This window comes from Pontimicrobium sp. MEBiC06410 (assembly GCF_053601615.1).
In genome coordinates this window covers 26,342-39,193 of the sequence record NZ_JBSHNT010000161.1, presented here as the reverse complement: position 1 = coordinate 39,193, position 12,852 = coordinate 26,342, and the positions used below count along the sequence as shown (strand labels likewise).

Below are 12,852 nucleotides of genomic sequence, written 5' to 3'. Positions count from 1 at the left end.
CATAGTATTAATCTTTAAAACATAATTTATTATGGCAGGAAAAAATTTCACAAACCGATCTAAAAATTACATGAATGTAACCTTATTAATTCGTCAAGGCGAAGACATAAGTAAACCATCCTTAGAACAAACATTTTCTTTAAATGCTGGAGAAAGTAAATTCGTTGAATATGGTAATGCAACCAACATCTATTTAAACGGATTAATTTTAGAATACAAAGATGCAGAAAACCAATCTTTAACAACCGCAAAGCAAGAAGTAATTGCAAGAGGCTCTGCTCCTACTTTCGACTGGGTATTAAACACACATAGTAATATTGTTATTAATAGCGCTAATGGTTTAGACATCTCAGCTAGCAACTAATTAATAAAATTTAGAGCAAAAAAAATCTCAAGTTAACCACTTGAGATTTTTTATATTTAAATAATTGCTAATTATTAGTCTGGGTGCATAAAGCGTTGCTTACCTAATAACACCTCTTCAGTTTCTACATTATCATCATCTGGAACACAACAATCTACAGGACAAACAGCTGCACACTGTGGTTCTTCATGAAACCCTTTACATTCAGTACATTTGTCTGGCACTATATAATATATTTCATCGCTAATAGGTTCTTGTGCTTCATCTGCATCAACAGCTTTTCCATCTGGTAAAACGATATTACCATCTAAACTTGTACCATCCTTATAACGCCAATCGTCTGCTCCTTCATAAATAGCTGTATTTGGACATTCTGGTTCGCATGCCCCACAATTTATACATTCGTCTGTTATAATTATTGCCATAGTAATTTTTATCTTTTGTTTGCTTAAATTTGCAGTTGCAAAAATAACGACAAAACAAGTCTTACGCAAATACGAAATGAATTTACAGCAAAGAATTAACGCTTTTGTAAAATTAGGCGCTTTCATGAATCAATTTTCATCTGAAACATTTCAGAAACAAGAAAACATTCCACACAACGATCTGTTTTTCGACGGATTTAAACATCAACTAAAACTAGCCAATGAGCATAACGGTTGGTTTAGCCTTAAAAATATTCAATTTGCATTAAAAGGCTGGGCTAATACTTTAAAAAAGGAACAGTTAGAAACATGGCTAAAGCCTTATACTATGGAGATTGTTTCACCTAAACAAATTGCCATTATTATGGCAGGAAACATTCCTTTAGTTGGCTTTCACGATTTTTTAAGTGTACTAATCTCTGGCCATCATGTTTTAGTTAAACAATCCTCTAACGATAAACATTTACTTCCTTTTTTAAGTAAGTATTTAGAATATGTAGAACCTAGTTTTAAAGGCTTAATACACTTTACAGAAGGCAAATTAGAAGGTTTTGATGCAGTAATTGCAACTGGCAGTGATAATACCGCTCGTTATTTTGAATATTATTTTAAAGGAAAACCTTCAATAATTCGTAAAAACAGAAATTCTGTTGCAGTATTAACAGGAGAAGAAAGCGAAACAGAGATGCAAAACCTTTCTGAAGATATTTTTAGATATTATGGATTGGGTTGCAGAAATGTTTCAAAACTATTTATTCCTAAAAACTATAATTTCGACGCCTTTTTTAAAGCCATGTATCCATGGAATGAAATTATAAATGAAGCAAAATATGCTAATAATTACGATTATAATAAGGCGGTCTATTTAATGAGCGAATTCGATATGCTAGAAAATGGTTTTTTAATGATTAAAGAAGATGCAAGTTACGCCTCACCCATTGCTACTGTTTTTTATGAATATTATAATTCAAAAACAGAGTTAAAAACAAAACTAAATACAGACGCAAATAAGATACAATGCATTGTTGCTAAAAATTTTGCAGAAAACGAAATACAATTTGGTAATACCCAAAAACCTGAACTTTGGGATTATGCAGATGGAGAAGATACAATTGCATTTCTGTTAAAAATATAGTTGATAATTTATCATTTTAATAACTAAAAAAAGAACATAAATTCTCACCTTTGTAACCATTTTAATAAGTAAAAGTTTTCTCCTTTTAAGAAAACTAAAATATAATCTTTATGAAATTACACAACTTTAGCGCAGGACCTTGCGTATTACCGAAAGAAGTTATTTTAAAAGCTTCTGAAGCCCTATTAGATTTTGACAATGGATTATCTTTAATAGAAATATCTCACAGAAGTAAGGCTTTTGTAGATGTTATGGAGAAAGCTAGATCCTTAGCCTTAGAGTTATTAGGTTTAGAAGGTAAAGGATACAAAGCTTTATTTTTACAAGGAGGCGCTAGCATGCAGTTTTTGCAAGTAGCATTAAACTTATTAGAAAAAAGAGCTGGATATTTAAATACTGGTACTTGGAGCGATAAAGCCATTAAAGAAGCAAAGTTATACGACGATATCTACGAAGTGGCCTCTTCTAAAGATGCAGGTTATAATTATATTCCTAAAGGCTACGATATCCCTTCAGATTACGATTATTTCCACTGTACATCTAACAATACCATATATGGAACACAAATAAAGCAGTTTCCAAAATGCGATATTCCTATGGTATGCGATATGAGTAGCGATATTTTTTCTAGAACATTAGACTTTACTCAATTTGATTTAATCTATGCAGGTGCACAAAAAAACATGGGCCCAGCAGGTACTACCCTTGTTATTGTTAAAGAAGATATTTTAGGTAAAGTTTCTCGTAAAATTCCTTCAATGATGGATTATAAAATTCATATAGGAAAAAGTAGTATGTTTAACACACCTCCCGTTTTTGCAGTATATACATCTATGCTAACTATGGAATGGCTTAAAAATCTTGGAGGAATAAAAGCTATTGAAGAAGAAAACGAAAAGAAAGCAAGCTTAATGTATTCTGAAATAGATTTAAATCCTTTATTTAAAGGCTATGCAGCAAAAGAAGATCGCTCTAAAATGAATGCAACATTTACATTGTTAAATGAAGACTTAAAAGAAACATTTGATACCATGTGTAAAGACGCTGGCATTAATGGTATTAACGGTCACAGAAGTGTTGGAGGTTATAGAGCTTCTATGTACAATGCATTATCACTAGATAGTGTAAAAGCACTTGTTGAAATAATGAGTGAATTAGAAAGTAAAGCGTAATAGCAGTTAAAATATAATAATTAAAAGATTTCCATATAAATGGAAATGAAAAATAAATTTTTAATGAAAGTATTAGCAAACGATGGTGTTTCTCAAAGCGGAATTAACGCATTAGAAGCCGCAGGATTTGAAGTATTAACAACAACAGTTGCACAAGAACAATTAGTTAACTATATCAATGAAAATGCTATAGTTGTACTTTTAGTGCGTAGTGCTACAAAAGTAAGACAAGACCTTATAGACGCCTGTCCTAGCCTAAAAATTATTGGCCGCGGTGGTGTTGGTATGGATAATATAGATGTAGAATACGCTCGTGAAAAAGGATTGCACGTTATTAATACACCCGCTGCATCCTCTCAATCTGTAGCAGAACTAGTATTTGCCCACTTGTATGGAGGTGTTCGTTTTTTACACGACTCTAATAGAAATATGCCTTTAGATGGAGATACTCAGTTTAAAAAACTAAAAAAGAATTATGCCAAAGGTATAGAGCTTCGTGGAAAAACTATAGGGATCATTGGGTTTGGTCGTATTGGACAAGAAGTAGCTAAAATTGCACTTGGTGTAGGGATGAAAGTCATTGCTAGTGATAAATTTCTAGACAAAGCAGACGTAAAAGTAGAGTTTTTCGACGGACAATCTGTTAACTTTACTATTGAAACGCAATCTATGGAATCGGTATTAAAAGAAGCCGATTTTATTACACTACATGTTCCTGCACAAAAAGATTATGTTATTGGGGAAAGTGAATTTAAGTTAATGAAGGATGGTGTTGGCTTAATCAATGCTGCTCGTGGAGGTGTTGTAAACGAAGTAGAATTAGTAAAAGCATTAGAAAGTGGTAAAGTATCGTTTGCAGGTTTAGATACCTTCCAAGATGAACCAAAACCGGCGGTTCAATTATTAATGAATGGCAGAATTTCTTTAACACCACATATTGGTGCAGCAACTAATGAAGCGCAAGATAGAATTGGTACTGAATTGGCTACACAAATAAAAAACATACTGATTAACGAATAAAACAGTCGTTTTATCGATGTTTTTTGTAAAAAAAATAAAAACATAAAGCCTCAACATAGCGTTGAGGCTTTTTTTATGTAATTTACATATCCAAATTTATTAACAATAAAAATAATTTATAATGTCAGGAATTTTAGACTTATTAAACTCAGACTTAGGAAAATCAATTATAAGTGGTGTTGCTGGATCTACAGGTAACGATCAATCAAAAACAGGAGATGTATTAACAATGGCTTTGCCAGTATTAATGAAAGCTATGCAAAGAAACGCATCTACTCCACAAGGAGCAGAAGGTTTAATGGGAGCTATACAAAACAAACATGATGGTAGTATTTTAGATAACTTAGGAGGTCTTTTTGCTGGCGGTGTAGGTGAAGAAGTAAAAACTGATGGAAGCAAAATTTTAGGTCATATTTTAGGAGGTAAACAATCTGGTGTAGAATCTGTAATTGGACAAAAAGCTGGAATAGATGCTGGATCTGTTGGAGATATACTAAAAGTAGCAGCTCCTATTTTAATGGGAGTTTTAGGAAAACAAGCACAACAAAATAATGTTAGTTCTTCTAATGGAATTGGAGACTTATTAGGTGGATTACTTGGTGGTTCTAGTACTAACCAAGAACAAAGCTTTTTAGAAAAAATACTAGATGCAGATGGAGATGGTAGCGTTGTAGATGATGTTGCAGGTATGCTATTAGGAGGCGACAAGAAAAAAGGAGGCCTTGGAGGCTTACTAGGTGGACTTTTTGGAGGAAAATAAACCAGCAAAAACATGTAATATATAAAAATAAGGTTGCTAATATTAGCAACCTTATTTTTATTTTAACACAACTACATGAGTAATTTTTGTATTTTTATTTAGTAAATATTTATATTATACTAAGCTTATATTCATTTTGCAAGCTAACCTAAGTATTTAAATATTAATAAAGGGCTATTTATACTATCATAAAAAAAGAAAATGAAAAACATACTATTAATACTTGTAATTGTTTGTATAGCATTTAGTTGTAACTCTACAAAAAAAACAACGCAGAGTAATACTATTAGTAATGAAAAGGCTACAGCAGAACTCAGTGACACTTTACGTATTTCTAATGACTCTTTAGAATACGATGTTATTATAATAGAGCCAGGTTTTAACACTTGGTTAGTCTCACAAGCAAAACCAGAAGGGTTTTATACACAAAGCTTTTTAGAAGCTAGAAATATACGCTATGTAGCAGAATGGAACAGACGCGTACTACTACCTAATCTTTACAATTCTAACCTTTACGAATTACAAATAGACTATCAACAAGGTATAGACTATGGTTATGATGTAAATTATAAACTGTATAATTACTTTATTTACTTTCAAAATAATTACAATCAGAATCTATTAGGAGGTAGAGTTCCTATAAATTAAATTATCTTTGTCGCTTCAAAATTACGTTTATGGAGCAATTTAAAAACCATTGGCAAATTAAAGAAAATTGGCAATTATTATTTCCATTTTTAGGTCTTGTAGGAACATTTTATTCTGCGTATAAGCTCGCTTTAGTATTTACCAAAACATACCCATTAGTACTTACAATTGTAACAACTTTAGTTATTAGTTTTTTACTTATTCGCTTCTTTTTGTACCTATTTAAGAAATTAGAAAAAAAGTGGGTAGTAGAACATAAATGGGAAATGATCCGCATTTTTATTGTATTTGCAATTACTGGTTCTTCCTCTGTTTTTATAGGACGCCCTATAATAAAGTTCTTAGGAATCACTAAAGACAACCTAAATGTACTTATCTATTGGATTTTATATATTATTATTGGACTCATTTTCTACCAAATATTATTAGTAACCTTTGGTTGGTTATTTGGACAATTTCAATTCTTTTGGGCATTCGAGAAGAAAATGCTTCGCAGGTTTGGATTAGGACGATTTTTAAAATAGTCTAAAACTTAAAAAACTGTTATAAAAAGGATTATACTTTAACATAAGGCATAACATGAGTATAATCTATAAAATAGAGCATGCAGAGATTTTATTTTTATTAAAAAAAAGCTTTCCAAAGAAATAGAATTTAAAACTTGCCCTCAAATTTCATAATTTATGCGTTTCTTGATATAGAAAACTAAATTTTACTATTATATAGTACACAAGTAATGGATTTTATAAAAACTGAAGAGACTAGCATAATTACCAAATACAGAAAAGAATTATATACTACATTTATTACAGCAATAGATGGTATGTGGGAATCTCGCTATATAGCAAACGCTTCGAATTATTTAATAAATATTAAAGCTAATACTATCGGGTATTGTTGTATTAATTCTGAAAACACACTTTTACAAGTATATGTAAAACCAGAGTATCGCTTTCTCATGCAAGATGTTATTTCTAAATTAATAGACTTAAAGTTAATAACAACTGCCAGTTTAAGCTCTATAGAACCTATTGCATTCAATATTAGTTTAGCCCTTTCTAAAACAGTAACAGAAAACACTTATTGTTTTCAGTATGTAATACCTAATAATTTAGAGTGTAATTCTAATTTATTATTAGCCAATAAAGACAATATAAAAGATATAAAAATGTTTCTTTTAAATCAAATAGGTTTTATAGACAATATTGGTTATACCGAAAATTTAATACAACGTAACGCTTTATATTATATACAAGAGAATGATACTATCATTGCCACTGGCGAATATAGGCAGAGTACCTCTCAACCATATATTGTAGATTTAGGAGTGATAGTAAATAAAGATTACAGAAAAAGAGGAATAGCAACTAACATACTTAAAACCCTTGCTAAAAAAGCTATAGAAAACAATAAAAAACCTATTTGTTCTACAACTCTAGATAATATTGCTTCTAAAAAAGCAATTGAAAAAGCTGGTTTTTACTGTTCTCACATTATTTTCGATATGGCATTTTAAAAACAGTTTTAGTATTTTTAATTTATAAAAACTAAAACATGAATACTAAACTATTATTATTACATGGTGCTTTAGGCTCTAAAGAACAACTAAAAAAATTAAAAAATAGTCTATCTTCTAATTTTGAAGTATACGATTTAGATTTTGAAGGCCATGGTGTAAACAAATCTAATGCAGCCTTCTCTATAGACTTATTTACAGATAATGTTATTCAATTTTTAAATGAACATAAAATAGAATGCATCTCTATTTTTGGTTATAGTATGGGTGGTTATGTTGCTTTAAATTTAGCAAACAAGAAACCAGAACTAGTAAGTAAAATAGTAACTTTTGGCACAAAGTTTAACTGGACAAAGGAAACTGCCGAACAAGAAGCAAAAATGCTAAACCCAGATAAAATTGAAGAAAAGGTACCAAGTTTTGCAAATAGTTTAAGTAATATACATGGTTTTAACTGGAAAACAGTAGTACGCAAAACCGCCACAATGATGTTAGGCTTAGGTAATAATAAAATACTTACAGAAAAAGTATTACAGTCTATACCCCATAAAATACTTATAACTATTGGAGATAAAGATAAAATGGTAAGTTTAGAAGAGTCTCAAAAAAGTGCTACTCTACTACCAAATGGTACATTACAAATTATAGAAAATTTTCCTCATCAAATAGAAAAAATAGATATAAAAAACCTTACTAAAATAATTACAGGCTTTATAACCCCATAAAAATATGTACATTAGTATTAAGTAATACTAACAAATGAGTAATACAAATATAGAAATACACGAAACAGCATTTGCTACTGCTACACTTAGGTCACACCATGAAGATTTAAGTGGTGATTATTATGCAAAACTATGGAATAATAACAAAACTAATATATGGCTTAAAGATTACTTAAGTAACGTTTCTACTGAAGATGTCTATACACATTGCTTAAGAAATAGGTATTTTTTAGATACAATAAAAAAACTTATAAAAACTAATAATGTTGAAGTTTTAATAAACTTTGGCAGTGGTTTTAGTATGTATCCTTTTTTGTTAAATGAATCTTTAATAAACATAGAGATAGATAAGCCAGAGATAGTAAACTACAAAAGCTTAAAAATTAATGAGTGGCAAAGCAGTAAACAATTACCAAAAAGAGAAATTCACTTTATAGGTGTAGATTTTAGTAAAAATTATGAACAGGATCTCTTGTCTAAAATTAATACTATTGTACAAAATAAGACCTCATTTATATTAATAGAAGGGGTATTATTCTTTTTAAATAAAGAAGAAACAAATCGAATTTTTAGTTTTTTCTCTCAACTTCAAAATATTGGCGATTTTATTGGTAGCATATCCTACCAGAATAACATAAAAGAAACAATAGCTTTTAAAAAATTACTATCATTTTTTAATAAAAAAGTCTCTAAAACTAGTGCGTCCGATTATCTAACTCTTGAAGATAGTTTTTATATAAATAGAACTGGATATTCTTTAATAGATCATCAAGATTATTTTAGCCAATCTAAAAAATATAATCATACTATTGTATTAGAAAAAGAGGCTATTTTAAATGAGCATTTTTATCTTCTTAAAAAAGAGGCATAAAAAAAGCATTCAATTATGAATGCTTTTTTGTGTGCATGTTAGTTAATCTATATCAATAATAGTTTCTTTTGGTTTAGCTTTAAATACATACGTATATAACCACATTAAAGTAAACGTAGGTATTACATCTAAGCCAGGTAGTATTTCTTCTAAAAAAGCGACACCTGCAGCTATTTTCCCAGTGTTCCCTTTGTACATTCTTGTCATTAACCATGCTGCAGCTGGTGCCCAAGCTAAATCTACAAATTCCCCTAATCCTGGTATAATAAAGCTAGCATAACCTATAGCATCAAAAACGATACTCATTGCTAACTTTTTGTATTTACTTGTATTCTCTAAATTCATTCTATAATAATTGTTTAATATTGATTAGAAAGCAAATAGCGTTCCAAAAAAACAATTATGACAAATTGGAAGTTATTAACTTTAAAAATTCTGTACGTGTTTCAATATTTTTAAAAGCACCTCTAAATCCAGAGGTTGTTGTTGTAGAATTTTGCTTTTGTACACCTCTCATCATCATACACATATGCGAAGCTTCAATTACCACTGCTACCCCTTCTGGTTTTAATGTATCATTAATACAATCTAAAATTTGCTCCGTTAAGCGCTCTTGTACCTGCAAGCGTCTTGCAAAAACATCTACAATTCTTGGTATTTTACTTAAACCTACGATATGTCCATTAGGAATATATGCAATATGAGCTTTTCCAAAAAAAGGTAAAATATGGTGTTCACAAAGCGAGTACAGCTCAATATCTTTTACAATTACCATTTCATTATAAGACTCTTTAAACATAGCGCTTTTTAATATTTCGGCAGCATCCTGTTCATAACCTTGTGTTAAAAATTGCATAGCTTTTGCAGCACGTTCCGGCGTTTTTAACAAACCATCACGCTCTGTATTTTCTCCTAAATCTTCAATAATACTTTTATAACGGTTCTTTACATCATCTGTTACCTGAATATTATATTCTTCAAATTTTTTATATGGCATATTTATACTGTTTTGTCTTTTAGCTTGTCGCTATAGTACGTTTTTAATTTATCAATTTTTGGGTCTATAATAAAACGACAATACGATTGTTCTTTATTTTTTTCATAATACTCAAAATGATCTTCTTCTGCAAGATAAAAGACATCAAATGGAGTTACCTCTGTAACTATTTTCGAGTTAAAAACAGCTTCAGACTCCAACAAAACTATAAAATCTTCAGCTTGTTGTTTTTGTTTTTCATTATGATAAAAAATAGCAGAGCGATATTGTGTCCCCACATCGTAACCTTGTTTGTTTAATGTTGTTGGGTCATGTGTTGCAAAGAAAATCTCCAATAGTGCGTTAAAAGAAATAATTTCTGGATTAAAGTGTATCTGTATACCTTCTGCGTGTCCTGTTCTTCCTGAACAAACTTCACGATATGGCGGGTTTTTAATAAAACCACCTGTATAACCAGGTACAACTTTTTCTACCCCTTCTAACCTATTAAACACTGCTTCTGTACACCAAAAACAACCATTAGCCAATGTAGCAATCTCTTTTTTTCCAGTTTTCATCATGTAAATTTAGTTAAAAAAAAGTCCTTTTTAACAGTATTGCCTTACATAAGAAGGCTTTTTTAACTTTAAATTATGATAAAATTATCTCAACAAAATTAGTTTTGCTATGTGAAAATGTAACAATTTGATAATAGGTTTATCTATACTATATCAAATACCAACTAATCGGTTAACTAATGAAATATATATCGCTTATTGCATTAGCAATACTCTTTGCTATTCCTGCTAATAGCCAAGAGAAGAAAGTTTATAACATAGAAAGGACAAGCACTCCTCCTACTATAAATGGTATTTTAGATGATGCTGTTTGGCAAACTGCACAAGTAGCAACAGATTTTGTTCAGTTTAGACCAACAATGGGAGCAGTCGCTCCTAAAAATAAACGAACAGAAGTTAAAATGACTTATGATGATTCTGGAATTTACATTGCTGCGCATATGTACGACAACCCAGAAGACATTATGAAACAGTTTACACAACGTGATAATTTTGGACAATCGGATTTTTTTGCTGCTGTATTTAATCCTAATAATGATGCCCAAAATAATACCGAATTTTTTGTTTTTAGCTCTGGTACTCAAGCAGACGCCACAGAGAGTCCTAGTAATGGTGAAGATTTTGGTTGGAATGCGGTTTGGGAAAGTGCAACAAAAATGGTAAGCGATGGTTGGATAGTGGAAATGAAAATTCCATACCGTGCCTTACGCTTTACACAGCAAGAAAACCCAACATGGGGTATACAATTTCACAGACATTATAGAAAAACTAGAGAGCAAAGTACTTGGAATGCTGTAGACCCAACTGTTGGCGGTGGTATAGGTTTATTTAATGCCGAATTAAAAGGCTTACAAAATTTAAAACCACCTACACGTTTAAGCTTTTACCCTTTTGCCTCTACTGTAATAGATAATTTTGATGGAGATACTGAAGACGATTTTAATATAGGACTAGATATAAAATACGGAATTACAGAAAATTTCACCTTAGATGCTACTTTAATACCAGATTTTAGCCAAGTAGGTTTTGATGATGTACAACTTAACTTAGGCCCTTTCGAGCAGCGTTTTAATGAGCAACGACAGTTTTTTACAGAAGGAACAGATTTATTTAATAAAGGAAACTTATTCTATTCGAGACGTATTGGTAATGCACCATCTCGTCGAGCAAATCTATCTGATGATGAAAGAATAGATGGAGACGCCCCTCAAAAGGTAACCATGCTTAACGCTGTTAAAGTCTCTGGACGTACAAAAAATGGTTTAGGTATTGGAATATTTAATGCTATTACAGAAAAGACTGAAGTGGATATTATTAATACGGTAACTAACGAAAAAAGAAGTGAAGTTTTAGAACCTTTGGCCAATTATAGTATATTGGTATTAGACCAACAGTTTAACAAAAACTCTTCTGTTAGTTTAATAAATACTAATGTTACAAGAAATGGGTCTTTTAGAGATGCTAATGTTACAGGCCTTTTATTCGATTTAATTAATAAAAAGAATACTTATGGAGCTGTAGCTGAAGTGAAAATGAGTAATTTAAATCTTGAAGATGGTACCCAAACAGGAATAAGTACACGTTTAGGATTTGGCAAAAATAGTGGTAAGTATCGTTTTAACTTTAATCATGAATTAGCAGATAAAGATTACAACATTAATGATTTAGGCCTTTTATTTAGAAATAACTATAGTAATTTTAGTAGTAATTTTTCTTATCAAATTTTTGAACCAACAGAAAAACATAATAATTTTAGAATAAACTTTTGGGCTAATTATAGACAATTGTACAAACCTAATACCTATACAGGAAAAAACTTTGGAGGTAGCGTATTTGCTATTGGTAAAAAAAGTTTAATGGCCTACGGAGGTAATTTTAATGTACAGCCTGGAAAACAATACGACTATTTTGGCCCACGAGTGGATGGTAGGTACTTTATAACAGAAGATTGGTTAAATACTTCTGCGTGGTTATCGTCTAACTATAACAACACATTTGCTATTGATGCTAACATAGGTTACGAAACTTTATTTGAAGAAGGTAGAACCTACCAAAGTGTATTTTTTGGCTTAGAACCAAGGGTAAGACTAAATGATAACTTTATCATGATTTACGAATTTGAATGGGATCAAGAACTAAGAGAGCGAAATTTTGTAGATTTTATTGGAGACGATATTATTTATGGGCAACGCGACCAAATAACAATAGTAAATAGCATTTCTGCTAATTATAATTTTAATTCATTTCATGGGCTCGTACTAAGTTTTAGACACTATTGGAGTTCTGTACAATATGAAAATGATTTATTTGCACTCTCGGAAAATGGCAGGTTGAATAGAGATGATAATTATACTAAAGAAGATTTACCAGACCCAGATGTAAACTTTAATACTTGGAATTTAAACCTTACATACTCATGGCAATTTGCTCCAGGTAGCCAATTAACCGCACAATACCGCAACCGTATATTTAATTTCGATACTAATGGTACGCAGAGTTGGAATGATAGTTTAGACCAATTACTTAAACAACCAAACGGAAATACTTTTTCTTTAAAAATGGTTTATTTTATAGATTATAATAATATAAAAAACGTATTTAATAGAAAATCTAAAGCCATTTAAAGTTGCCCAGTTATTAGTAAAGTAGTATTTTGAAACTT

General features: G+C 30.6%; 15 protein-coding genes. 11 read left to right on the top strand and 4 right to left on the bottom strand.

The window, feature by feature from the left end; all coding sequences use genetic code 11:
* Nucleotides 1-31 precede the first annotated feature (31 nt).
* Nucleotides 32-364 (top strand): hypothetical protein, encoded by a 333-nt coding sequence (locus tag ACVC08_RS14685; RefSeq protein ID WP_452598106.1) that lies wholly within the window; start codon nt 32-34, stop codon nt 362-364.
* A 74-nt stretch (nt 365-438) separates the two neighbouring features.
* On the opposite strand, the gene ACVC08_RS14680 is transcribed toward ACVC08_RS14685, so the two are convergent.
* Entirely contained in the window at nt 439-789 is a 351-nt protein-coding gene (locus ACVC08_RS14680) for a 4Fe-4S dicluster domain-containing protein (protein WP_452598105.1), read from the bottom strand.
* A gap of 76 nt (nt 790-865) precedes the next feature.
* Between ACVC08_RS14680 and ACVC08_RS14675 the strand changes: the two genes are divergently transcribed.
* The 9 genes from ACVC08_RS14675 to ACVC08_RS14635 all read left to right on the top strand — a co-directional run bounded on the left by ACVC08_RS14675 (nt 866) and on the right by ACVC08_RS14635 (nt 8,636).
* Entirely contained in the window at nt 866-1,924 is a 1,059-nt protein-coding gene (locus ACVC08_RS14675; RefSeq protein WP_452602585.1) for an acyl-CoA reductase, read from the top strand.
* A 110-nt stretch (nt 1,925-2,034) separates the two neighbouring features.
* Complete coding sequence (gene serC / locus ACVC08_RS14670; RefSeq protein WP_452598103.1) at nt 2,035-3,096, top strand: 3-phosphoserine/phosphohydroxythreonine transaminase; 1,062 nt, start codon at nt 2,035-2,037, stop codon at nt 3,094-3,096.
* 63 nt (nt 3,097-3,159) lie between these two features.
* On the top strand, nt 3,160-4,116 hold the full coding sequence (locus ACVC08_RS14665) for a D-2-hydroxyacid dehydrogenase (protein WP_452602770.1): 957 nt from the start codon (nt 3,160-3,162) through the stop codon (nt 4,114-4,116).
* Between the two features lie 121 nt (nt 4,117-4,237).
* Nucleotides 4,238-4,876: a DUF937 domain-containing protein gene (locus ACVC08_RS14660; RefSeq protein WP_452598102.1), complete on the top strand. Its 639-nt coding sequence runs from the start codon at nt 4,238-4,240 to the stop codon at nt 4,874-4,876.
* Between the two features lie 201 nt (nt 4,877-5,077).
* On the top strand, nt 5,078-5,524 hold the full coding sequence (locus tag ACVC08_RS14655; protein ID WP_452602584.1) for a DUF6146 family protein: 447 nt from the start codon (nt 5,078-5,080) through the stop codon (nt 5,522-5,524).
* Nucleotides 5,525-5,553: 29 nt separating this feature from the next.
* Nucleotides 5,554-6,048, top strand: a complete 495-nt coding sequence (locus ACVC08_RS14650; protein ID WP_452602583.1) for a DUF6787 family protein — start codon at nt 5,554-5,556, stop codon at nt 6,046-6,048.
* Nucleotides 6,049-6,260: 212 nt separating this feature from the next.
* Nucleotides 6,261-7,040 carry a GNAT family N-acetyltransferase gene (locus tag ACVC08_RS14645; protein WP_452602582.1) on the top strand — a complete coding sequence of 260 codons (780 nt, stop codon included), beginning with the start codon at nt 6,261-6,263 and terminating at the stop codon, nt 7,038-7,040.
* 38 nt (nt 7,041-7,078) lie between these two features.
* Nucleotides 7,079-7,765: an alpha/beta fold hydrolase gene (locus tag ACVC08_RS14640; protein WP_452602581.1), complete on the top strand. Its 687-nt coding sequence runs from the start codon at nt 7,079-7,081 to the stop codon at nt 7,763-7,765.
* A gap of 34 nt (nt 7,766-7,799) precedes the next feature.
* Entirely contained in the window at nt 7,800-8,636 is an 837-nt protein-coding gene (locus ACVC08_RS14635) for a class I SAM-dependent methyltransferase (protein WP_452602580.1), read from the top strand.
* 42 nt (nt 8,637-8,678) lie between these two features.
* Here ACVC08_RS14635 and ACVC08_RS14630 read toward each other — a convergent pair whose 3' ends face one another.
* From ACVC08_RS14630 to msrA, 3 genes are read right to left on the bottom strand one after another with little or no spacing between them, the layout of a single operon-like run.
* On the bottom strand, nt 8,679-8,981 hold the full coding sequence (locus ACVC08_RS14630; protein WP_452597810.1) for a hypothetical protein: 303 nt from the start codon (nt 8,979-8,981) through the stop codon (nt 8,679-8,681).
* Between the two features lie 55 nt (nt 8,982-9,036).
* Nucleotides 9,037-9,633, bottom strand: a complete 597-nt coding sequence (gene folE / locus ACVC08_RS14625) for a GTP cyclohydrolase I FolE (protein WP_452597809.1) — start codon at nt 9,631-9,633, stop codon at nt 9,037-9,039.
* 2 nt (nt 9,634-9,635) lie between these two features.
* Nucleotides 9,636-10,190 carry a peptide-methionine (S)-S-oxide reductase MsrA gene (gene msrA / locus ACVC08_RS14620; RefSeq protein WP_452602769.1) on the bottom strand — a complete coding sequence of 185 codons (555 nt, stop codon included), beginning with the start codon at nt 10,188-10,190 and terminating at the stop codon, nt 9,636-9,638.
* 179 nt (nt 10,191-10,369) lie between these two features.
* On the opposite strand from msrA, the gene ACVC08_RS14615 reads away from it, so the two are divergent.
* Nucleotides 10,370-12,814, top strand: coding sequence for a DUF5916 domain-containing protein (locus tag ACVC08_RS14615; RefSeq protein WP_452602579.1), 2,445 nt, complete (start codon nt 10,370-10,372; stop codon nt 12,812-12,814).
* Nucleotides 12,815-12,852: the final 38 nt, after the last annotated feature.

Coding starts and splice junctions, on each gene's coding strand:
- ACVC08_RS14685 (WP_452598106.1), top strand. CDS start 32: ATGGCAGGAAAAAATTTCACAAACCGATCTAAAAATTACATGAATGTA.
- ACVC08_RS14680 (WP_452598105.1), bottom strand. CDS start 789: ATGGCAATAATTATAACAGACGAATGTATAAATTGTGGGGCATGCGAA.
- ACVC08_RS14675 (WP_452602585.1), top strand. CDS start 866: ATGAATTTACAGCAAAGAATTAACGCTTTTGTAAAATTAGGCGCTTTC.
- serC (WP_452598103.1), top strand. CDS start 2,035: ATGAAATTACACAACTTTAGCGCAGGACCTTGCGTATTACCGAAAGAA.
- ACVC08_RS14665 (WP_452602770.1), top strand. CDS start 3,160: ATGAAAGTATTAGCAAACGATGGTGTTTCTCAAAGCGGAATTAACGCA.
- ACVC08_RS14660 (WP_452598102.1), top strand. CDS start 4,238: ATGTCAGGAATTTTAGACTTATTAAACTCAGACTTAGGAAAATCAATT.
- ACVC08_RS14655 (WP_452602584.1), top strand. CDS start 5,078: ATGAAAAACATACTATTAATACTTGTAATTGTTTGTATAGCATTTAGT.
- ACVC08_RS14650 (WP_452602583.1), top strand. CDS start 5,554: ATGGAGCAATTTAAAAACCATTGGCAAATTAAAGAAAATTGGCAATTA.
- ACVC08_RS14645 (WP_452602582.1), top strand. CDS start 6,261: ATGGATTTTATAAAAACTGAAGAGACTAGCATAATTACCAAATACAGA.
- ACVC08_RS14640 (WP_452602581.1), top strand. CDS start 7,079: ATGAATACTAAACTATTATTATTACATGGTGCTTTAGGCTCTAAAGAA.
- ACVC08_RS14635 (WP_452602580.1), top strand. CDS start 7,800: ATGAGTAATACAAATATAGAAATACACGAAACAGCATTTGCTACTGCT.
- ACVC08_RS14630 (WP_452597810.1), bottom strand. CDS start 8,981: ATGAATTTAGAGAATACAAGTAAATACAAAAAGTTAGCAATGAGTATC.
- folE (WP_452597809.1), bottom strand. CDS start 9,633: ATGCCATATAAAAAATTTGAAGAATATAATATTCAGGTAACAGATGAT.
- msrA (WP_452602769.1), bottom strand. CDS start 10,190: ATGAAAACTGGAAAAAAAGAGATTGCTACATTGGCTAATGGTTGTTTT.
- ACVC08_RS14615 (WP_452602579.1), top strand. CDS start 10,370: ATGAAATATATATCGCTTATTGCATTAGCAATACTCTTTGCTATTCCT.